We start from the raw sequence: 21,701 nt of genomic DNA on the forward strand, positions 1-21,701 counted from the left end.
CTTACTGTTTTTAGGTTTGTTAAATCTGTCGATTCAACCGTTCTTGAAAAATCTCTTAAAGAATTTTCAGGGTTGTTGTCTATTGTTTAGTTATCAATGTTCTTTCTTCTCCGTCTCGCGACAGCTATATTAGATTATCACATCTTCAAGCTTCTGTCAAGACTTTTTTATTTTTCTTTTTTTGCCGATCCGTTCTTCAGAACTCTGTTCTTCAGAGCGACAGCTTAAATAGATTATCACATCTCTCGACGTTTGTCAACAACTTTTTTCTTATCAGACTTCTGCATGCCGCCCCCTGGCCTCTGTCTCAGCCCTTTCGGAAATCAGTTATGACCCGCTGCCCGGCCCCTCATTTCTGATTCCTGTCCGGTCAACGAGTCATATCTTACCACTTACTTCCTTAATTGTCAATGTTTTTTCTCTTTTTTATTTTTTTCATGCAATTCAGATAGTTTAATATAGATTTTTCCAGTTACATTATATATTTTTTTATAACCGTACAATTTCCTGTATCTATCTAAATACAGTTATTAATTTCATTATGTAATTATGTTCGTATAATAATGTCAGAAATTCATCTTCACGAATCATTCCCATAAGTGTTTTTCCAATCTCAGTCGTATATAATAATGTGATTCCTACAAAAATAACCCCAACAATAATCAAGGAAATAGATGCACCTACAAGCATTCCTGCCAATCTGTTCAGGATTCCCAGAACCGGCAGCTCAGTAACGAAATCCAAAGCAAATACGATTGCTCTTACAACGATTGTCACAATAACAAATGTTCCCAAAAAGGAGATAATATCAATAACCAGCTTAGCAAAATATTTGCTGATATATTCCATGAAAGTAGTGGCTCCCAATGCACGATAAACTTCGCTGTTGTTATTGCTCAAAAGCAATTCTTTAAACACATCCGGAATATCGGATCCCTCAATTGCCGCAATCTGAGCCTGGCGCGGTATCTCCGCATCATTCAGAATTTCCGCTGCTTTTTCCTGCGTATGTCCCTCCAGAATTCCTGCGGAAATTCCATATTTTGCGAGATCCTCACCCGATACCTTTCCATCCACAATATCCTGCACTGTAATTCCCGCCGTCGCCAACTGTTCTTCTGTAACTCCCGCTCCAGCCAGTACTGCTCTCACCTGTTCTTCCGTCAATCCCTCTGCTGTCTGTCCTCCGGAAATTAATTTTGTAACAGTATGAATGCATTGTTTTTCCAACATTTCATCCACCGGAGTAAGGGAAATGACTGCCTTACTCACATAAGGCGTAGCAACAAATACCACCGCAATCGTAAAAAGCGTCGCAACTAATGACACCGCAATCCGCACGGCCCCTCTTACAAATCCGACAAGTACTCCTACTAATAAGATACCAACAACTATAATCAATAACCAATTCATACGCACTCCTATTTCACCAGACGAATTTCTTCTATACCATCGGCGTTCATCACTAAGTATTTATTTATTCCCTGAAGTGGCAGGATCTCCATAATCTCTTTATCCATCTCCCCTTCAAATTTTTTTACCCCAAGTTCAGAATAAATCAAACTCTTCTTTCCATCATACATGATAACATTGCCATTTGAAACTTTAATATTACTGTACTCCCCTTCAAAATCTCTGGACAATGCCAGATTACCGGACATATTATAAAGTCTCAGTTCATAGCCTTCTGTTCCCACATTTTGTAATATAAATCCAATATATTCTTTATCATAGAAAACACTTTTTATTTCTTTTTCAATTTCCACTGTTTTTGACAATTCCGGCTGATTTGTACCTCTGTAAATCAAGAACGCCCCATCACCGATAAGGACTGATGTTTTATTGTTTGCGAAAAAAGATACAGGAATTACCTGGTTTTTATAAATCTCTTCTGCCACCGGCACACCGTATTCTTCGTCAGTATTTGCAAAATCATAATACGCCACTCGAGTCGCCTCTACTCCATCTACTACGCATAAATAAGAAATCTGAAGTATCGTTCCATTCGGCGAAAGCGACATCCCGATTGGATAACCTTGTCCACTCAAGGAAGTTCTGTGCTCAACCAGTACATTCCCTGCCGCATCATAACACACTACTTGCGGTGTACTCTCATTTTTGAGCAGTACACTTACAATTCCATTTTCCGAAATTGCGAACTGTTCTATTGGATAATTTGTGTGAATTTCACCACGAAGTCCTTTCTTATCAAATACATAAATATCATTTCCTCCTCGATCTGCCGTCGCTGCAGAATTGCCAGCTACATGCACCAAAGGATTCTTGATCTGATAAGGCTGATTCCACTGTTCCTCTCCTTTTTTATTCAGAAAAGCAATTCCATCACGACTATACTTCAATACTCCCGTTGAGAACTGCACATAGCTGCCGCCATTATTTCCTCCGCTTCCATACTCCTGCATCACCCTTGTCTGGCCATATGTCTGCACCTCGATCAAAAGAAATGTACTGATAACCGCCGCCAAAATCGTTAAAATCGTTAAAATTCCTTTTCTCCGTATACGGCGTCTGTGCACCTTTATTTTTTCCTGCAGATCCCCCATAGGATCTCGTAACTCTACTATAACTCCCATATCGTGTCCTTTTTCTTTCCGTCATTTATTATATAGTATATCACTTTCTGCTCTAGGGCAGCAATAATTTCTGTCCAATGAAGATCAAATTCCCGTCCTCAAGCCCATTCATCCTGCAGATAGCATCTACATGTCCGATATCACCGTAAACTCTTTTACTGATCTTAGCAAGCGTATCGCCCTTCTGTACAATGTAAATATCTTCACTCATCTCCTGGATCGTACTGGAAGCCGTATTGCCTGCTATATCCGCCTGTGCCCCATCTAAATTTCCTGAAGTATCGTCTGACGTTTCTCCCCCATCCCCTTCTCCCTGATTCTCATTTTCAGGCTGTGCTGTACTTTCTTCTTCTCCGCTCGGATTCTCCGGTTTTTTCTCTTCCATCATAGCTGTGACACTGTCTCCGGAAGCTGAGGCCTCTGTGGTCTCTTCAGTACCAGATCTTTCTTCATTTCTTGCAACACTTTCTTTTATATCTTCCACAGATGACTGAACGGAACGCATTTTATCATAATTATTGATCGTCGTAACTCCCATCACCAATACAACAAGAACCAGAAAGACACTGGCCGCATACATAAATCTGGAATTACGCTTTTGTTCCTGAAACTCAAATCTTTCTTTTACAATATTACGAAACTCCTTTGCAGCCTTATCTTCCACAGCTTCACTGGGAGTCACGCCGATCTGTTTTCTTGCGCTTACCATATAATTCTGCATGGCCGGATTTTTTTCATAATAAATATAGTGGCCTCCTATCGGCATCAGCTCACCATATTTATGTGCGAAAAACAACTCATCTGTCCCCGATGGTTCTTTCAAAATCAAAACCGTCCCACTTTTACCAAAATACTGCTCATGCAGTTGCCGCAAATTACTATTTAATACGGCAGGATATCCCGGAAGACTTATGAACCATCCAAGCATCTCTCTTCCACCGAAATACTCACTGCAATCTTCCCGAGCTTTCTCCCATGTCTCCCTTGCGATCACAATATCCATTCCATCGATCCCTATCTCTTCCATACGGACCGCACCGGAAATATACACAACCTCCTGATCATCTGATCTCACTATACGACCGACCAGGAACGCCCCCACCGGTTCCTCATCTGTATTTTCACAAATCTGGCTCAAAAAGGTATCTACATAATCTTCTACATAAATCTTTGGAGTATCACTTACATTTCCTATCTGACGTACGTTTTTGGGAAATCTGTTTTCCATATACTCTCACCTCATCAAAATAATTATTTGGCTTATGATAGCATATGGAAATCAATTATTTTATCGCTTTGTGTCTATCAGATAATTAAAATACTCGACAAGCCGGGACAAATCTCTTCGAATTCTTGTTGTATCTGCATTTTTTCGCCGACTTGTCTCGCATCCTCCACAATATTTGTCTGTCAGGGTCGTAATCCAGGCTTCTCTGGTATGTGGGATTGTAAAAAATGTAACCGGCCACATATGACTTCGTATAATATCACGTTCAATGTCATTCAGATCAAAAAATTTTTCCGCATTCTTCAATGCTGTTTCAGGATGTGTCAGACCGTGAAAATGGTCCCCTGTTTTTCTGGCATGTGTATGCCAATCATATAAAAACAGGTCATGCAGCATTCCTCCTCTGGCCGCCGAACGTGCATCCAGCTTAAAAAAGCGGCACCATTGATAATTATAATATGCGACGTGCATACAATGCTGATAACAATTACTGCTACCGTGGTGCGGATACAATTTCATACGGAGCACCACCGGATGTTCTGCAACATCACGGATACAATCATAGAATTCCTTATTCCATTCACGGCGGAGTTTCTGAAGACGCCCTGCCATTCTTTTTCGGAAAGCCTGCATAATTTCCTCCCTCACTCTTTCCATAAAGAGCTGCATTTTTTTGACATTGTTAGTATACCAGAATAGCCGCATTTTCTATAGTATTTTTGATAAATTTAGGAAAAACATAAGATTTGATCGAAAAACAGGCGGTTTTCGTTTTCGAAAACCGCCTGTTTTTCGCTTCAGATAAAACAACTATTTTACAAATGCTTTTACTTTTTCATAAATACTGTCAGCGTCCAGACCATATTTCACAATCAGCTCTTTTGCCGGACCAGATTCGCCAAATACGTCATTTACACCGATTTTCAGAACCGGCGTCGGGCAATTTTCAGATAACACGTCACACACAGCACTTCCAAGGCCGCCAATTACAGAGTGTTCCTCAACTGTAACAACTTTTCCCGTTTCCTTTGCTGCCGTAAGAATCAGCTCGGTATCCAGCGGTTTGATCGTATGAATGTTGATCACTTTCGCATCAATTCCGTCTGCTGCCAGTTTTTCTGCTGCTGCAAGAGATTCGCTGACCTCAAGTCCGGTTGCAACAATCGTTACATCTTTTCCTTCTCTTAATACGATACCTTTTCCGATTTCAAATTTATAGTCCGGGTTGTCATTAATTACCGGAACTGCAAGTCTTCCAAAACGCATATAAACCGGTCCCTGATGCTCATAAGCTGCAAATACTGCCGCCTTTGCTTCCACATCATCAGATGGGCTGATAACTACCATTCCCGGAATTGTTCTCATAAGAGCAATGTCTTCGTTACACTGATGAGATGCTCCATCTTCTCCCACAGAGATACCCGCATGTGTTGCTCCGATCTTTACATTATTCTTCGGATATCCGATAGAATTACGTACCTGTTCGAATGCACGTCCTGCTGCAAACATAGCAAAGGTACTTGCAAAAGGAACTTTTCCTGTTGTAGCAATACCTGCCGCAACCCCCATCATATTTCCTTCCGCGATACCGCAGTCAATAAAGCGCTCCGGAAACGCTTTCTTGAACACGCCGGTTTTTGTAGCGCCTGCGAGGTCTGCATCCAGAACGACTACATCATCATGTAATTTACCTAATTCTGCCAAAGCATTACCGTAGCTTTCTCTTGTTGCAATTTTCTTTACTTCTGACATAATGCTTCACCTACTTTCTCTAAATCTTCCATAGCGATCTTATACTCCTCATCATTTGGAGCTTTTCCATGCCATCCTGCCTGATCTTCCATGAAGGAAACCCCTTTACCCTTTACAGTCTTGGCAATAATAGCTGTCGGCATTCCCTTGGTAGCTCTTGCTTCCTTGAATGCAGCATCAATTTCATCAAAATTATGTCCGTCAATATTGATTACATGGAAATTAAATGCTTCAAATTTCTTATCAATCGGATATGGTGAATTTACTTCATCAATACGTCCGTCAATCTGAAGGTTATTGTTATCCACAATCACTACCAGGTTGTCCAGTTTTTTGAATCCTGCCAGCATAGAAGCCTCCCATACCTGGCCTTCCTGAATCTCACCATCACCAAGAAGTGTGTATACACGATAGTCATCTCCGGAAAGTTTTGCAGAGATCGCCATACCAACAGCAGCAGAGATTCCCTGTCCCAAAGATCCGCTTGACATATCAACGCCCGGGATATGTTTCATATCCGGATGTCCCTGAAGATAAGAACCAGTATGACGAAGTGTCGTCAGATCCTCAACCGGGAAAAATCCTTTGTGAGCCAGTGCAGAATAGTAGCCCGGAGCAGTATGTCCCTTTGATAATACAAAACGGTCACGGTCCGCTTTCTTCGGATCTGCCGGATCCACGTTCATTTCTTCAAAATATAAATATGTATAAATATCTGCTGCAGATAAAGATCCGCCCGGATGTCCTGATTTTGCAGCATGCACTGCTGTCACGATACTTTTACGGATTTCATTTGCAGTTTTCATAAGTGCTAACTTGTCCATGAAATTTGCCTCCTGATGGAATGTTTATATGAATGTTACTTTCGACCGTTTATACTTACTCTCCAAAAACAGCCTTATAATCAGCCTGGAATTTTGCGATTCCGGCATCTGTAAGCGGATGATGTGTCATCTGTTCAATTACTTTATACGGTACCGTTGCGATATCTGCACCTGCAAGTGCACAGTCAGTTACATGGATCGGATTACGTACACTTGCTGCAATGATCTGTGTATCAATATCACCTGCTACGGCGAAAATCTCTGCGATCTCGCTGATCAGATCTGTTCCACGTACAGAAATATCATCCAGACGTCCAAGGAACGGAGAAACATATGTAGCTCCTGCTCTTGCCGCAAGAAGTGCCTGGTTTGCAGTAAAGATCAGTGTAACATTTGTCTTAATTCCTTCTGCGCTTAAAGCTTTGCAAGCCTTCAGACCTTCTACGGTCATAGGAATCTTTACAACCATATTCGGATGAATCTTAGCGATCTCTCTTCCTTCTGCGATCATTCCTTCAGCATCTACTGTTGTAGCTTTTACTTCTCCGCTGATCGGTCCGTCTACAATAGAAGCGATCTCTGCGATAACTTCTGAAAATACACGTCCTTCTTTTGCGATCAGTGATGGATTAGTTGTTACTCCGCAGATAACACCCATGTCATTTGCTTTTCTGATGTCTTCAACATTCGCTGTGTCAATGAAAAATTTCATCTTTTTCTCCTCCTTAAAATATAAGAAATCTTTTCCGTAATTCGACAGCCTGATTCATTTTTACTGCCGCCCGGTTTATTTAAATTATATCTCATTCAGGAGAAGTTGGTCAATAGCCTTGTATTTTTATTAATAATTTATTTTATTAATAATCGTAAATTATTAACTACATTTATATCTTATTTTACTAATCAACCAACTGTTTTACCGCTATTTTCAAGATTTGTCTTTTAATTTATTACTAATATTTTTTGCTTTTGAACTAATTTTAGTTTTTGCATACGAAGTTGTCCCTCTCACGATCAATTTCGGTTCATATTCAACATGATAGGTGCTGATGGGTTGAAATTCTGAAACCTTGCTGTTCTGTGAAGCAATTTTTTTCATAATGATATCACAGGCATCTCTTCCTTTAAAGACCACAAAATGTTCAATTGTTGTAAGCGATACCTTGTGCATCCTTGCAAACAACGTGTTATCACACCCCATGACCGAAATATCTCCCGGCACTTTGTATTTTTCCGACTGAAGTGCATCCAGAATTCCGAATGCAATCATGTCATTCAACCCTACGATAGCCGTTACATCGTTCTGTTCCCGCAGCAATTCTTTTGTCAGGTCATATCCAATCTTATACTCTGAATCAATATTCGGAACACTCATATCAATTTTCTCATCCGCAGCTTTGATGATCACATTCTGTTTCAATCCTCTCGATTCAAACTCTTTCAGGAATCCTTCCACACGTTTGGACCGCTGCTTCTGCCGGGTTGTGAGCGGAGGAGCGATATATGCGACTTTACGATGCCCCAGTTCCAGAAGATGACGTGCCATCAGACGGCCCAGTTTAGAATTGTCCAATTCTACCGCATCAACATTTAATCGTTCATTCTGATTGTTAACGACCACGATCGGTATGTGTTCCGCAAGTTCTTCTACAAGTTCCATAAAACACCTGCTCGGATTACATGTATAAATTATCCCAAGCGGTTTTAACTCCCACATCATTTTCAGATAACGTTCTTCCATTTTCAGTTCACGCTGCGTATTACAGATGAACAGCCCAAAGCCCTGTTCTTTCGCACGAGTTTCAATCCCCTGGAGAAGCATCACATAATATGGATTTGTCAAATTAGGGCAAAACACAACGATCAGCTTCTCCTTTCGGCTTTCCTTCCGCTTCTTTCTTTTGGGAATCTCATATCCCATTTCCTCTGCAGCCTGTTCCACCTTCTGTATTGTCTCTTTCGAAAAAGAAACATTATATTTTCTGTTCAGCACCATAGATACTGTGGCCTGCGAAACGCCAGCCGCTTTCGCAACATCTGAAGAAGTGACTTTTTTCTTTCCCATGAAGCTCCTTTCCGGAATCATTCCCAAATATCATTTCAGTCTATACTCACTGTTTCTACAATTCAGTACGTCCTTCCAGTGCACGTAATAGTGTGACCTCATCGATATATTCCAGATCTCCGCCTACCGGTACTCCGCTGGCGATCCGACTCACCTTGATTCCGGTTGGTTTAATCAGTTTACTGATATACATCGCCGTCGTTTCGCCTTCCAGGCTGGAATTGGTCGCAATGATCACTTCCTTCACATCTCCTTGAAGACGTGCCATAAGTTCCTTCAGCCTGATGTCTCCCGGTCCGATTCCAAGCATGGGAGAGATCGCTCCATGGAGCACATGATACACACCGTTATATTTTCCGGTTTTTTCATATGCACCCATATCTCTTGTATTTTCCACAACCATAATTGTCTGATGATCTCTTTCTGTACTTGCGCAGATCGGGCACAGCTCCTGATCGGTAAGTGTGCAGCATTCTTTACAGTACCGCACATTGTTCCGCGCTTCGACCATCGTATTTGCAAGCTGTTCCACCTGTTCTTTCGGCATATTTATCATATGAAAAGCCAGCCTTGCGGCTGACTTATTTCCGATCCCAGGCAGTCTCGACAGTTCTTCAATCAATTTGGTTATCTGACTGCTGTAATAATCCATGATTTATTCTCCTTGTACGTTCTTTTAGAACATTCCCAGCATTCCTCCGCCTATTCCACCTGTCAGTTTACTCATCGCAGATGCATTGGCGTCCTCAACCTGTCTCAGCGCCTCATTCGTAGCAGCTACGATCAAATCTTCCAGCATCTCAATATCATCCGGATCTACGACTTCTTCCTGAAGTTTTACCTTAAGCACTTCTCTCTTCCCGCTGACAGTAACTTCCACAGCTCCGCCTCCGGCAGTTGCAGTAAATTCCTTTGTCTCCATCTCTTTCGCCTGTTCTTCCATCTGACGCTGCATCTTCTGTGCCTGTTTCATCAGATTTGCCATATTCCCCGGCATTCCTCCACCCGGAAATCCTCCTCGTTTTGCCATAATAATAATCCTCCTTGAATGCTGCAATCTCTTCCCCGACAGTCCTGCTGCCGGTTTTATTCATCTTCAATGGTAATATCCATATGAATCATTTTTTCTATATCCACAAAACTGTCCTCGAAATGCCGCCCTTTTTCAACCTGACGAACTTCAATATCAACCGTTTTGCCGATTTTCTTTTCTATCAATTCCTGAAGCTCCTGCTTATGTGAATCGCTCCCAACCACACTTGCACTGATTTCATCCGGGAGTACGATTAGAAGCTGATTCTGTGCCCCTACACTCAGTCTTGCCTGCTTTAAATACGTTCTCAGCATACCGGATGCTTCATTTGCAATCCCGCGGAAATTAGACACTACCTGCTTTACATCCTCTGCGATTGCCTTCGGAAGCTTTGGTTTCGGCGCCTCTGCCGGCGCATCTCCGTTCACATACACCACTCGTTCTCCGGCAGGTGCTGCTGTAATCCCTTCCTCCACCTGCTTCTCCAGAGCGCGAATTCGATCCAGCAGACTGTCCCGGGTCGTTTCCATCTGCGGTCTGCACAGCTTGATCAACGTCACTTCCAGCAGAACTCTCTTCTGCGTCGCATATTTCAATTGATTGGTAAGCTCCGAGAAAATACGGATATAGCGCAAGAGCACTTCATCCTCTATCATCTGTGCTTCTTCTTTGAGCTGCACCAGATTCTCTGTTGATACATCCAGCACATCTTCCATATTATCAGAGCTCTTTACCAGAAGAAGATTTCTCAGATACCAGGTAAAATCCGCAGCGAGCTGCGACAGTTCCCTTCCCTGCATGACCAGTTCATCCACCGTTTTCAGTACTGCTGACACATTCTGAGAAATAATTTCCCGCAGAAGACGGCTGAACACCTCCGTATCCACAGCTCCCAGGACTTCCAGTACATGATCATACGTCAGTTTTTGTCCCAGATAAAACGCAATGCACTGATCCAGAAGACTGAGCGCATCACGCATGGAACCATCCGCCGCTTTTGCCACATACCGGATAGCTTTCTCCTCTACATCTACCTGTTCTTTCTTCATCAGATCCGTCAAACGCGCTGCAATCGTGTCAATCGTAATCCTTTTAAAATCATAACGCTGACAACGTGACAGAATCGTAATTGGTATCTTATGGGCTTCTGTTGTAGCCAAAATAAAAATAACATACTCCGGAGGTTCCTCCAGAGTCTTAAGAAGTGCATTAAATGCCCCGATAGAAAGCATATGCACCTCATCGATAATATAGACTTTAAAACGGCCTTCTGTCGGACGGTAGGAGACCTCTTCCCGGATCTCCCTGATATTATCAACGCCATTATTGGAGGCCGCATCAATTTCAATCACATTCATGGAAGTGCCCGCCGCAATGCTTTTGCACATCGGGCACTCCCCACATGGACTTCCATCCACCGGATGCTCACAATTCACTGCTTTGGCAAATATCTTCGCCACAGTCGTTTTCCCGGTTCCCCTTGTTCCGCAGAACAAATAGGCATGTCCGATTCTCTCTGCCTTTATCTGATTTTTTAATGTTGTAATAATGTGATCTTGTCCCTTCACGTCCTCAAATTCCGTAGGCCGGAACTTGCGGTATAAGGCAGTATATGACATGTTCTTTTACTCCTCAGTTTCTATTCATTTCCAAAACTGATACCGGTCATCCTTGCTTCTTTGATAATATCGGAATTCGGATCAACCATCTTCAGCTTTCCGGCCACCTCAGCAAGCGGCACTTTCTTAATCTGTCCGTTCTTGATTGCCACCATGTAGCCGTAATCTTCTTTCAGAATCAGATCCGCGGCTGCGGCACCCAGACGCGTTGCAAGAACACGGTCATACGGGCATGGTGTTCCACCTCTCTGTGTATGACCCGGTACTGTAATACGTACTTCCTGATCGGTACGGTTCTGGATCTTCTCAGCCAATTCATATGCAACAGAAGGATATTTCTTCTTTGCCTGTTTTTCTTTCAGTTTCTTCTTCGGAAGCGCTGCATCTTCCTCAGAAATTGCTCCCTCCGCCACTGCAATAATCGTAAATCTCTTTCCAGCTTTTGCACGGGCATTGATTGCATTGATAATGGTATCCAGTTTATACGGGATCTCCGGCAAAAGGATAATATCTGCGCCGCCTGCAATACCGGCATGAAGTGTTACATATCCCACTTTATGTCCCATTACCTCTACGATGAATACACGGCTGTGAGATGTTGCTGTGGTATGGATTCTGTCAATCGTGTCGGTTGCAATATCCACCGCACTCTGGAATCCAAACGTCATATCGGTTCCCCAGAGGTCATTATCAATCGTCTTCGGCAGTGTAATTACATTCAGTCCCTCTTCTCTCAGAAGATTGGCTGTCTTATGAGTTCCGTTTCCGCCAAGTACAACAAGGCAGTTCAGATTCAGCTTGTGATACGTATGCTTCATCGATTCCACTTTATCAATGCCGTCCGATCCGGGCACTCTCATCAGTTTAAATGGCTGACGGGATGTTCCGAGGATTGTTCCGCCGACTGTCAGAATTCCCGAGAAATCTCTGGAAGTCAGCATTTTAAAGTTGGAATAGATCAATCCCTTGTAACCTTCCTGAAATCCATAAATCTCCACATCATCACGCTTTGAGAAAATCGCTTTTACAACACCTCTCATTGCCGCATTCAGTGCCTGGCAGTCTCCGCCGCTGGTCAGCATTCCTATTCTTAACATTGCTCCTCATCCTTTCTGTCCTTTTAGAGCGTCCGCATACAGATAACGTCTCGCGCCGCCCACATTTCTTTTATTATAACTGATTCTTTCTCCAGAAACAATAGTGGACTCTTTGGAATTATTTTGTAAGGACTTCCGCACCGTCTTCCGTAATCAGCACCATATATTCCACTTGTGCAGAAAGTCCGTCATCCTCCGTATAAACTGTCCATTCATTTTCTTCATCAACAAAGAAATCCGGGCTTCCCTCATTGATCATCGGCTCGATCGTGAAAATCATTCCCGGTACCAGAAGCATCTCGCTTCCCTTCGGGGTCACATAGCTCACCCACGGATCTTCATGAAATTCCAATCCGATTCCATGACCACCGATATCTTCCACCACAGAATATCCGTTCGCCTTCGCATACGTATTGATTGCATCGGCAATATCCCCGAGATGATTCCACGGTTTTGCCTGTGCAAGTCCCAGTTCTACACATTCTTTCGTAACTTCAACCAGTTTTCTGGCACGCTCACTGACATTTCCTATCATAAACATTCTGGAAGCATCTGAAAAATAGCCGTCCAGAATCGTTGACACGTCCACATTGATGATATCTCCCTCTTCCAGAATAATGGATTCATCCGGAATCCCGTGGCAGACCTCATTGTTGATTGAAGTGCAGACACTTTTCGGAAATCCCTGATAATGAAGCGGAGCGGGAATTCCTCCATGCGACACAGTAAAATCATAAACAAGGCGATCGATTTCTTCTGTACTCATTCCCGCATGAATGTGTTCAGCCACATGATCCAGCACTGCCGTATTCAGCCGGGCACTCTTTTTAATTCCTTCAATCTGTGGAATCGTCTTCAAAATATCACGAGTCGGCACAATCTCTCCTTTTTCCTCATGATATGCAATCCTCTCCTCAATGGCAAGATGGCATTTTTTGTATTTCTTACCGCTTCCGCACCAGCATAATTCATTTCGTTCCATATGATTCATATTATTACCTGACTTTCTTATTTTTTACTATTTCACATAACCGATAAATGTATTTCCGCTAGCTCCGACCTTGCTTTCCATTTCTGCAAACGTAACAGAGTATCTCTTCCCGTCCGCCGGATCCAGATATGCAATATTCGTTTTATTATATCCGATGGCCAGCACTGTATGCCCATTCTCAAACATCGCAATAACTGGTGTCTCACGGCTGATCGTATATAGGATCTCTTCCGTTGTACATCCGGTCAGGTCCAGCCCCTCCCCTCCGATATACGTACTGAGAATCGTTTCCGGAGATTTCCCAGCATTCAGCTCTTTCACCACATCAGCTGTTTTTCCCTCTTTTTGAAGCATCTGCTGCAAGCAGGCAGCCATTGCGGTTTCGCCCTCTTCCATCTGGAATTCCGTCATATTCTCCACCTCATACACGGAAGGCCAGTTTCCTCTTTCCCAAACATACGCCTGTCTGGAGGAAACCGCAACACCGTTCACTTCATTGGCTTTTATCACAGCATAACTTGCGCGTTCATAAACTCCCTGCAATTCACCAAGCGCATATACATAATACTTGCCATCCATCGTTGACTCATCAAACCGAATCGTCATCGACTTATCGAACAATACCTGCTTTGGCTTGAGGAGCTTGGCATTACTGTCTTTGATTCCGTCTTCATAAGTCAGACGCATTACTTTCTGCCGCGTATCTTCTGTATAGGACTCCAGTTTAATGTTACTCTCTGCCTGTTCTTCGTTATTTGTGATATAATCCGGAGTGATCGCCATATAAATATTTCCGTTTTTCGCTACCCGGTTCAGCTGCAGCATATTATCATTAATATAGCCATCCAGCAAATACACATCAGCCACTTCATATGTCTTCACAATTTCCTGTTTCTGGTTGATAATCTGCAGCTTATACATCGGGTACACAGACTGACCCGCAAGTGTCTGTCCTCCGTCTTCTGACTTAAGCGTTCCATATGCAAAATCATCCTTAATAAATCCTACTGGTTTCAGATATTCACCATTTTCCGCATCAATTTCAAAAGAATCCCCAGTCTGCAAATTCAAAACCGTAATCTTTTCCGATTCATTTACTTTACCGCCGATTCCCTGATACGCAAGCAGATGCCCGTCTTGTGAAGCCGTATACTGTCCGTTTTCAAGCCCTCGAACAAGGACTTCCCTGGTATCTTCTTCCATGTCAACGCTGTAAAGGGTTCCATCCATCATCACATAAAGCATTTCGCTTTTATTGCTGTAGTACACATATTTCCCGAGCTCTTCTTTCATGACATAATAGCCTTTACTGCTTGGAACAAACGCTTTCTCTGCCACCGAATTCTTCTCACTGTCAAAATAGTATACCGCAACACCGGTCTCTCCTTCATGTGTCCCCCGGTTCATATATCCCGACACGGTAAATGTTGTATTTCCCACTTGATCCACCGATACAATATGAATTTCATGCCGGTCATAAAAGTTACGAATATCTACATTCTCTGCATCTGCAAAGCTGAATACCAGCGACATCTCATCGGCATCTTTGTCATAATTCCAAAGTTCATTATTCTGCACGAAAGAAACAATTGTGCCCTCTGAATTAATCTGATATTCCAGATCCACAGGTGCGATTCCCAGCAGGATTCCCTTACTGCCAAGTGCCTTCGTTGTACCGTCAAAATTCTGAGTCATTGTTCGATTATAATCCATCAAATACTGCTTATCCCCCACAACTCTGACGCGGAAGAATTCCTTCACTGTATACAATGCCTCCGGATTGTCACTTACCCCGGCACACCTCACACGATAGGTCAATAAGATGGAAGTATATGTCTCATTACACTCTTTCACTTCCCACAACACATCTCCAGCAACCTGAGGCCTTAGTTCTCCCCATACTACATGATTCAAATCCGAGTGAATCGTAACTGTCTGATAAGTAGAAACCGCACCGTCCGATGTCGTCTCCAGATAGGGCTCCAATTCATCTGTCTGCTCTTTCTTCATGGCCCGCTCATGAAAAGTATTTGCAAAATCCAGACATGTTTTATAATTGCATCCTTCCTGATTTCGAATTCTTGTATAATAATATACATCCTCATTTTCCAGATGGAGGGTCACCTTAAGTACACGTTCTTCATCCAGTATTCCATCGCCCTTTAACTTGAGTGTTTCCACATCACCAATCTCTTTTAACGTCTCCTGCTGCAGACATTTTTCGCCGTCCAATGTAAATACCTGCCAGGTCATCTTCTGAACCTGAGTGTCATATTTTTCGAGATGCAGTTCTATCTCACGATTTTCCACCGGAGTGAGTGTATCGCGCATTGATGGAATCTCCATGTCATTCTTATACCCAGGAATGGAATTAATTTCATACCCTTCCGTCACAAATGAAATTCTCGGCAATGTTGCACCATCCATATCAGCGCTCATGTCCGTATTCCCACGATTGGTCAGATAACTGAACACAATCACTGCCATGATAAACACGGCAGTAAGAACACTTGCGCGCACCGCTATTTTTTTAATCATATATTTCACCCTTTAATAATTTTCCCAACGTAGGCTGAACATGCAGCATTTTCTCGCATGCACAGATTGCCTCATCATTGTCTCCCCGTTTTCCCGTATATACGGCCCGTATCAATATATTCTTCGGCGTATGTTCCATATCGATAAATTCCAGAATCTGTGTATCATACCCTTCCCTTTTTAAATACTCCGCACGGAGCGAATCTGTCACAAGTGCCGCCATCCGTTCTTTAATCAGCCCATAGGAAAACAGCGGCGCAAGCACTTCTTTTGCCATTTGCCCATTGAGCTCATGCTGACAGCAAGGAACCAAAAGAATGACTTTGGCTTTCCATCCCACAGCTTTCGCAAGCGCAAAATCCGTCGCTGTATCACAGGCATGAAGCGTCACAACCATATCTACCTCGTCGCTTCCGGTATAATCTGCAATATTTCCTTCCAGGAACTTCAGTTTCTTGTATCCATATTTTTTTGCAAGCTGATTACACGCTTCGATCACATCTGTTTTCAGATCCAGTCCAATGATACGGATGTCATATCCATTCAGCTCGTGCAAATAGTAATACATCGCAAAAGTCAAATATGATTTTCCACAGCCAAAATCCAGGATCGTCACTTCTCTGTCCTTTGGCAGCTGTGGCAGAATATCTTCAATAAACTCCAGGAAACGATTAATCTGGCGAAACTTGTCGAACTTCGTACGCACGATTTCTCCCGTCTTCGTCATAACTCCCAGATCCCGCAGAAAAGGAACCGTTTTCCCTTCTTCCAGAATATAGTGCTTCGCACGATTGTGCGAATAATTCACTTCTTTCACTTCAGCAGTCTGCAGTCTCTTCTGTATCGTCATCTTGCCTTTCTTACTAACAAGAACCTGGTAGCGGAACTGCCTTGTTTCCATCTGCATCTGCTTGAAAACTTTCATCTGGTTTTCCACATATTCCGAAGTCGCTTCCGCCTCCAGATTCAGATGAAACGCCTGATTGTTCCTGTATTCTTCACATTGAAAAAGCAGTCTGTCCTGCTTCATGACCGGACGTATTTTAACCTTCACCGTCCCATCTTTTTCCCGCGGATTACTGAGCACCGCAGAAACAAAATCTATATTAAAACTTTTATCCAAAACTGATTTTAATGTATCCATAATATACTCCTCTGAATCATAGTCGAAGATACCCTAATATTGTAAAACGGAAATGTTGGAAACGCAAGGGGTTTTCACATGAATAAGGAGCCCGGCTTGCGCCGGGCTCCCGCTCTCTGAAAGGTTTCACATTTTCTAACTTATTCTGCTTTCGGAAAACAGATCAACACTTTAAACAAATCTCCATCCAGATATAATTCAAAAGTACCTCCCTGTAATTCTGTAAGATTCTTTGCTATCGATAATCCCAGACCGCTTCCTTCCGTACTTCGTGAAAGATCTCCCCTGATAAAACGCTCTGTCAACTCATCCGCAGAAATATTCAAAGGCTGTTCTGACACATTTTTCAAAGTAAAGCGGATCTCCTGTCCCACGGTCATCAGATCAACATACACTCTGGTGCCCTCCATCGCATATTTTGCCGCATTATTGAATACATTAAATAATACGCGCCACATTCTTCTGCCATCCGCAAATATAATTGCCGGTTCCTCCGGAAGATTCACAACCAAATGAAGGTTCCTGTCTGTAAATTTTTCTTCCAGCTCTGCGTAGGTCTGATTGACCAACTCGACCAGATTCAGATTCATTTTCTCCAGTTTAATGTTACCGCTGCTGACCTTGGAGGCTTCCACTACATCTTCCGTCAACGTTTTCAGACGAAACGCTTTTTCTTCCAGAATCTGAAGATAATTCTGTATCTTCGGATCCTCGAAATTCTCACGTTTTAAAAGTTCCACATAATTGATAATGGAAGTCAGAGGCGTCTTGATATCATGCGAAACATTGGTGATCAGATCCGTTTTCATCCTCTCATTTTTCATACTTGCTTCCAGCGCACGATCCAACCCGTCTCCAATCTTATTAATCTGTTCCGCCACTCCCCGCTGCTCACCGCTCAATCCTTCCAGTGGAATCTGATAATCAACCTGTCCCTCCGCAATTGCAGACACTCCTTTTCTGATCCTATTGCGTCCGAGTGTCGAACGAACCACTACAACAAGCGCCACCGCTTCCGCCGCCAGCATGACGATGAGCCAGAAAGGTGCTTGCCACGCCCAACCGACAGCAAACCAGTGAAGCAGAGTAAATACTCCAAATCCGACCAACGTCCCCCACAAAGCATTGATATTGGAAAACATCATTTTTATAAACCTGCATATCCAGCAGAAAAGACTGTTTTTCCAGATCGTATGTGCTTTGATTCTTCTTGTCATTCCAAACCACAAGATCGAAACTGCCACGCAGAGCAGCATAAAAGCCATGCCCAACAATATGACACTGTCCCACGTCCACAAAATATATCCATTGGAAATTGCATAGGATGTCGAACTGGTGGTTGTTGATGTCGCATAATGATAATATCCCTGACTAAAGATAGAATCACATACATAAGCAACAGCAGTTACAGCCAGGGCACATGCACCTCCCACAATCACAATGAAAATTTCCGTCTTCATTCTGTCTATCGTAAGAAGGCAGACTCCCTCCTCACGGTTGGAACGGCCGGATATGATTGTAAGCCACGTCAGGCAAATCAAAAAAATAATTACCGCTGTTATTCCGATTCCAAAGACCGTCCTGTAAACGGGAGCATATTCACTATACACTTCATTTTCCTGGTAAAATTGGTCCTGAACCGGATATGTAGTATCAACCGCAAATGCACAAACATAATCATTAGTCCGTACAAAAGACGAAATCACACTTTTCCATACCGTTGCCGATTTCTTCATATTACTTTCAAACTCAGCAAGTTTTGGCGTAACAACAACATATTTTCCATATTTCTTGATGTACTCAATGCCCTCTTTCCAATCTGACATTCTCAAAATCTCTGCCCTATTGGAATAGATTTTTCCTGTTTTTCTGTCCACCAGCAAATAATAAAGATTCGAATTTCCTTCCGACCATTCATTCAGGATCGTCCGGCAGTTATCCACTTCATTATTAATCCGATCCACCGCTTCTGCGATTGCCTCCATCACTTCACTCAGTTTTCCATTCCATCTCGGATCTGTATTCACCAGTTCCACCAGATTTGATACTCCCAGCGGTTTATATGTTTCTTCTACCATGTACCCGTCGTATAGCCAAAAGCTGGTAAATGCAATTCTCCCATCACTGTCGAGCAGATTTTTGTATAGGCTCTCATAGCCTACCTCTCCGTTTAACAGTAATCCAAATATCTCTTCCTGTGTTTCGTACCCGAAGCTCTTTGCTTCTTCTATCGTAGAAAATCTTAGTGATCCATCCTCAAGCATTTTCTGAAATTCATCCTGGTAAAAATACTGGTATGTACCATCTTCACGCTTACAGACTATGATTTTTTTATCGATATCCGCTGTCGCCCCATAGTTTCCATATACCCCGGTTATCCCCCATTCATACAAATCACCAAGCCTATATGCCAGACCGCTTTTATTCTCACCCGAGATTGTTTCATCATCCAGGAATTCTCTGAGGTCTACCGTCTTATTTTCATCATAGACTCCTTCTGTTTCGAATTCTTCCATTCTGGGTTCAGCCCAGATTATGTCCGATGCAACTCCCTGAAGCTGTTCTTCAAAAGCTTTGGAGTCTTCGTATTTCTGCTCCGGTTTATCCAAAATCGCCGCCATACCGCCATTCATATAACAAGTCATCATCCACACAAGACAGACCGCCGCAGTTGACGCCATCAGATGTTCCAACACAAGAAGAACTCCCTTACATGGCGCACTCCTATACCATTTATTCATACTGTCGCCTCCTGATTATATTTTTTCCACCTTATACCCTACACCCCAGACGACTTTAAGATAGCGAGGTTCCTTTGGATTAATCTCTATCTTTTCACGAATATGCCGGATATGTACCGCAACCGTATTATCTGCGCCGATCGCCTCTTCATTCCAGATACTTTCATAAATCTGATTGATTGAAAATACTTTTCCTTGATTTTTGACCAGTAAAAGTAGAATATTATACTCAATAGGAGTTAATTTGACTGTCTCACCATCCACGGTCACCCGCTTTAAATCATCCCGGATGACCAGTCCTCCGGTTTTAAATTCATATTTGCTGTCTTCTTTTGATGTACTTCCAAGCTGGGTATAACGACGCAACTGAGATTTCACTCTTGCAACCAATTCAAGCGGATTGAACGGTTTCGTCATATAATCATCCGCACCGATATTCAGTCCCAGAATCTTATCTGCATCTTCCGACTTCGCTGATAAAATAATGATCGGCAGACTCATCTCTTCCCGAATCTTTAAGGTCGCCCTGATTCCGTCAAGACGCGGCATCATGACATCTATAATCAGAAGATCCACTTCCTTTTCCTTTAAAACTTTGATTGCTTCTTCGCCATTATAGGCTTTTAGCACCTGATATCCCTCCTGAGTAAGGTAAATATCGATCGCATCTACGATATCTTTATCATCGTCACAAACTAAAATTGTAGACATATTCATCACCTCCTCTACAGTATACAAGATTATCAAAGATTTTTTAAGAGCATGCGGGGAGTTTTCTTAATTTTCATTTAAATTTTTTTGCTGATTTTACGCGGTTTTTCGGCATTTTTGTCACTAACGTGTTACTAACCGTTACAATTAGATAAGAAGTAATTCAGCCGAAGATGATACAATATTACCAATCGAAATTTACCGATATGCATCTATTTTCATCGAAAATATCACATATCGCAACATTTGTGCTACACTACAATTACAAGATAGCTATGTTGTACAGATCGATTCAGTAACTAAAAGAGAGCGGAATTGGAGTTAGGGGAAGCAGTCGCACATGCTCCCCCTTTCTCCATTTTTTTTGCATTTTCCTCTTGACATTACGCCTATATAGGCGTATAATATAATCAAAGATAAGGAACGGAGGAAACGAAAATGAAGAAATACAATTTATCAAACATTATGAAAAGAGCATGGGAACTGGTTAAAAAATTAGGTATGACAATTTCCTCCGGACTTAAGAAAGCATGGCAGGAGGCAAAAGAAATGAAAGAAAATCTCGTAGAAGAGCTGAAGGCAAATCTCGAAGAGATGGCTTACAATGACTATCATATCAATCTCGGAACAGATAGACAGGTACAGTCGAAAGTATGGGAAAAGAATGGACAGAAGAGAGAATATCTCACTATCACTTGTTTTACCGGAAATGGAAGATTCAAAGGCGCTTACAAATGCGGCTACGTTGATCTCGTTACGAATGAATATGTATGTGGTAAATGGGACGAAGTAAATGCTATGACAAAAGAATACATCGGAAGATAAGGAGGATTATTATGGCAACATTAAAAGAGCTTAGGAAATTATGTGGAATGACGCAGAAAGAACTTGCAGAGAAGTCCGGAGTGAACATCCGTCAGATACAGAAGTACGAATCCGGGGAATATGCCATTGATAACATGACAACAAAAACAGCAGACGCCATCTCACATGCGTTCGGCTGCTCGATCGACGAGCTTGTAAACATGAATACGTCAATATTTACAAACGAAATGTACGAAGCTATCAAGTCTGGTGAAATGACCTTGTCTGATGCGTTAGAAATGGATAAGTACAATAAGGTAGTCATGCTCAGTAAGATCGGATGCTTTGGAGATACCTTCCGCGCGAACTATCGCAGAATTCCGGAATCACTGATTGATAAGCTCACCGCAGAGGAAACCGCGGAACTGGTTGACGCATTCTATCAGTGCTACTCTGATGGAAAAAAACGCATAGAAAAAGGAGCGTAAAGCTCCTCTCTCTAACGCATTATGATAACTAAAGATATTTCAATCCGCGTCCGGCTGGTTTGCCGCCGAATC

At 42.5% G+C, this 21,701-nt stretch carries 19 protein-coding genes; 2 read left to right on the forward strand and 17 right to left on the reverse strand.

All coding sequences use genetic code 11. The features are described from left to right. Window positions 1-513: 513 nt before the first annotated feature. The 17 genes from ACTNB3_RS15375 to ACTNB3_RS15455 all read right to left on the reverse strand — a co-directional run bounded on the left by ACTNB3_RS15375 (window position 514) and on the right by ACTNB3_RS15455 (window position 20,337). Window positions 514-1,413 carry a CvpA family protein gene (locus tag ACTNB3_RS15375; RefSeq protein WP_441026718.1) on the reverse strand — a complete coding sequence of 300 codons (900 nt, stop codon included), beginning with the start codon at window positions 1,411-1,413 and terminating at the stop codon, window positions 514-516. Between the two features lie 8 nt (window positions 1,414-1,421). Continuing rightward, window positions 1,422-2,594 (reverse strand): DUF5711 family protein, encoded by a 1,173-nt coding sequence (locus ACTNB3_RS15380; RefSeq protein WP_441017114.1) that lies wholly within the window; start codon window positions 2,592-2,594, stop codon window positions 1,422-1,424. 52 nt (window positions 2,595-2,646) lie between these two features. Then, window positions 2,647-3,822, reverse strand: a complete 1,176-nt coding sequence (locus tag ACTNB3_RS15385) for a LysM peptidoglycan-binding domain-containing protein (RefSeq protein WP_427820540.1) — start codon at window positions 3,820-3,822, stop codon at window positions 2,647-2,649. A gap of 60 nt (window positions 3,823-3,882) precedes the next feature. Further along, window positions 3,883-4,434 (reverse strand): phosphohydrolase, encoded by a 552-nt coding sequence (locus ACTNB3_RS15390; protein WP_427820555.1) that lies wholly within the window; start codon window positions 4,432-4,434, stop codon window positions 3,883-3,885. Window positions 4,435-4,632: 198 nt separating this feature from the next. Further along, entirely contained in the window at window positions 4,633-5,574 is a 942-nt protein-coding gene (locus ACTNB3_RS15395; RefSeq protein WP_427820541.1) for a transketolase family protein, read from the reverse strand. After that, window positions 5,562-6,398 carry a transketolase gene (locus tag ACTNB3_RS15400; RefSeq protein WP_427808047.1) on the reverse strand — a complete coding sequence of 279 codons (837 nt, stop codon included), beginning with the start codon at window positions 6,396-6,398 and terminating at the stop codon, window positions 5,562-5,564. The genes ACTNB3_RS15395 and ACTNB3_RS15400 overlap by 13 nt, the downstream gene beginning before the upstream one ends. 55 nt (window positions 6,399-6,453) lie before the next feature. Next, window positions 6,454-7,110 (reverse strand): fructose-6-phosphate aldolase, encoded by a 657-nt coding sequence (fsa, locus tag ACTNB3_RS15405; protein WP_427808049.1) that lies wholly within the window; start codon window positions 7,108-7,110, stop codon window positions 6,454-6,456. Between the two features lie 216 nt (window positions 7,111-7,326). Beyond that, window positions 7,327-8,463, reverse strand: a complete 1,137-nt coding sequence (locus ACTNB3_RS15410) for a LacI family DNA-binding transcriptional regulator (protein ID WP_441017120.1) — start codon at window positions 8,461-8,463, stop codon at window positions 7,327-7,329. Between the two features lie 55 nt (window positions 8,464-8,518). Next, complete coding sequence (recR, locus tag ACTNB3_RS15415) at window positions 8,519-9,115, reverse strand: recombination mediator RecR (RefSeq protein ID WP_427808053.1); 597 nt, start codon at window positions 9,113-9,115, stop codon at window positions 8,519-8,521. A gap of 24 nt (window positions 9,116-9,139) precedes the next feature. Further along, a complete protein-coding gene (locus tag ACTNB3_RS15420) occupies window positions 9,140-9,493 on the reverse strand; it encodes a YbaB/EbfC family nucleoid-associated protein (protein WP_441026721.1) in 354 nt (117 codons plus the stop codon). Between the two features lie 56 nt (window positions 9,494-9,549). After that, complete coding sequence (gene dnaX, locus ACTNB3_RS15425; protein ID WP_441026723.1) at window positions 9,550-11,115, reverse strand: DNA polymerase III subunit gamma/tau; 1,566 nt, start codon at window positions 11,113-11,115, stop codon at window positions 9,550-9,552. A 20-nt stretch (window positions 11,116-11,135) separates the two neighbouring features. Further along, window positions 11,136-12,212 carry a 6-phosphofructokinase gene (locus ACTNB3_RS15430; protein ID WP_441026725.1) on the reverse strand — a complete coding sequence of 359 codons (1,077 nt, stop codon included), beginning with the start codon at window positions 12,210-12,212 and terminating at the stop codon, window positions 11,136-11,138. Window positions 12,213-12,330: 118 nt separating this feature from the next. Beyond that, window positions 12,331-13,194, reverse strand: a complete 864-nt coding sequence (locus ACTNB3_RS15435; protein ID WP_427808061.1) for a methionyl aminopeptidase — start codon at window positions 13,192-13,194, stop codon at window positions 12,331-12,333. A 36-nt stretch (window positions 13,195-13,230) separates the two neighbouring features. Next, entirely contained in the window at window positions 13,231-15,741 is a 2,511-nt protein-coding gene (locus ACTNB3_RS15440) for a hypothetical protein (protein WP_441026727.1), read from the reverse strand. Next, window positions 15,734-16,885 (reverse strand): class I SAM-dependent methyltransferase, encoded by a 1,152-nt coding sequence (locus ACTNB3_RS15445; protein WP_441026729.1) that lies wholly within the window; start codon window positions 16,883-16,885, stop codon window positions 15,734-15,736. The genes ACTNB3_RS15440 and ACTNB3_RS15445 overlap by 8 nt, the downstream gene beginning before the upstream one ends. 140 nt (window positions 16,886-17,025) lie before the next feature. After that, complete coding sequence (locus tag ACTNB3_RS15450; RefSeq protein ID WP_441026731.1) at window positions 17,026-19,626, reverse strand: sensor histidine kinase; 2,601 nt, start codon at window positions 19,624-19,626, stop codon at window positions 17,026-17,028. Window positions 19,627-19,641: 15 nt separating this feature from the next. Next, window positions 19,642-20,337 carry a response regulator transcription factor gene (locus ACTNB3_RS15455; RefSeq protein WP_427808069.1) on the reverse strand — a complete coding sequence of 232 codons (696 nt, stop codon included), beginning with the start codon at window positions 20,335-20,337 and terminating at the stop codon, window positions 19,642-19,644. Window positions 20,338-20,775: 438 nt separating this feature from the next. Here ACTNB3_RS15455 and ACTNB3_RS15460 point away from each other — a divergent pair, with 438 nt between their 5' ends. Next, window positions 20,776-21,162 carry a hypothetical protein gene (locus ACTNB3_RS15460; protein ID WP_441026733.1) on the forward strand — a complete coding sequence of 129 codons (387 nt, stop codon included), beginning with the start codon at window positions 20,776-20,778 and terminating at the stop codon, window positions 21,160-21,162. Window positions 21,163-21,173: 11 nt separating this feature from the next. Then, on the forward strand, window positions 21,174-21,629 hold the full coding sequence (locus tag ACTNB3_RS15465) for a helix-turn-helix transcriptional regulator (protein ID WP_441026735.1): 456 nt from the start codon (window positions 21,174-21,176) through the stop codon (window positions 21,627-21,629). The last annotated feature ends 72 nt before the right edge of the window (window positions 21,630-21,701 follow it).

Source organism: Bariatricus sp. HCP28S3_D3, assembly GCF_052065755.1.
Taxonomy (GTDB): domain Bacteria; phylum Bacillota; class Clostridia; order Lachnospirales; family Lachnospiraceae; genus Allocoprococcus.

Excerpts from the sequence above, each read along its gene's own strand:
- ACTNB3_RS15375 (WP_441026718.1), bottom strand. The coding sequence starts at position 1,413 with ATGAATTGGTTATTGATTATAGTTGTTGGTATCTTATTAGTAGGAGTA.
- ACTNB3_RS15380 (WP_441017114.1), bottom strand. The coding sequence starts at position 2,594 with ATGGGAGTTATAGTAGAGTTACGAGATCCTATGGGGGATCTGCAGGAA.
- ACTNB3_RS15385 (WP_427820540.1), bottom strand. The coding sequence starts at position 3,822 with ATGGAAAACAGATTTCCCAAAAACGTACGTCAGATAGGAAATGTAAGT.
- ACTNB3_RS15390 (WP_427820555.1), bottom strand. The coding sequence starts at position 4,434 with ATGGCAGGGCGTCTTCAGAAACTCCGCCGTGAATGGAATAAGGAATTC.
- ACTNB3_RS15395 (WP_427820541.1), bottom strand. The coding sequence starts at position 5,574 with ATGTCAGAAGTAAAGAAAATTGCAACAAGAGAAAGCTACGGTAATGCT.
- ACTNB3_RS15400 (WP_427808047.1), bottom strand. The coding sequence starts at position 6,398 with ATGGACAAGTTAGCACTTATGAAAACTGCAAATGAAATCCGTAAAAGT.
- fsa (WP_427808049.1), bottom strand. The coding sequence starts at position 7,110 with ATGAAATTTTTCATTGACACAGCGAATGTTGAAGACATCAGAAAAGCA.
- ACTNB3_RS15410 (WP_441017120.1), bottom strand. The coding sequence starts at position 8,463 with ATGGGAAAGAAAAAAGTCACTTCTTCAGATGTTGCGAAAGCGGCTGGC.
- recR (WP_427808053.1), bottom strand. The coding sequence starts at position 9,115 with ATGGATTATTACAGCAGTCAGATAACCAAATTGATTGAAGAACTGTCG.
- ACTNB3_RS15420 (WP_441026721.1), bottom strand. The coding sequence starts at position 9,493 with ATGGCAAAACGAGGAGGATTTCCGGGTGGAGGAATGCCGGGGAATATG.
- dnaX (WP_441026723.1), bottom strand. The coding sequence starts at position 11,115 with ATGTCATATACTGCCTTATACCGCAAGTTCCGGCCTACGGAATTTGAG.
- ACTNB3_RS15430 (WP_441026725.1), bottom strand. The coding sequence starts at position 12,212 with ATGTTAAGAATAGGAATGCTGACCAGCGGCGGAGACTGCCAGGCACTG.
- ACTNB3_RS15435 (WP_427808061.1), bottom strand. The coding sequence starts at position 13,194 with ATGGAACGAAATGAATTATGCTGGTGCGGAAGCGGTAAGAAATACAAA.
- ACTNB3_RS15440 (WP_441026727.1), bottom strand. The coding sequence starts at position 15,741 with ATGATTAAAAAAATAGCGGTGCGCGCAAGTGTTCTTACTGCCGTGTTT.
- ACTNB3_RS15445 (WP_441026729.1), bottom strand. The coding sequence starts at position 16,885 with ATGGATACATTAAAATCAGTTTTGGATAAAAGTTTTAATATAGATTTT.
- ACTNB3_RS15450 (WP_441026731.1), bottom strand. The coding sequence starts at position 19,626 with ATGAATAAATGGTATAGGAGTGCGCCATGTAAGGGAGTTCTTCTTGTG.
- ACTNB3_RS15455 (WP_427808069.1), bottom strand. The coding sequence starts at position 20,337 with ATGTCTACAATTTTAGTTTGTGACGATGATAAAGATATCGTAGATGCG.
- ACTNB3_RS15460 (WP_441026733.1), top strand. The coding sequence starts at position 20,776 with ATGAAGAAATACAATTTATCAAACATTATGAAAAGAGCATGGGAACTG.
- ACTNB3_RS15465 (WP_441026735.1), top strand. The coding sequence starts at position 21,174 with ATGGCAACATTAAAAGAGCTTAGGAAATTATGTGGAATGACGCAGAAA.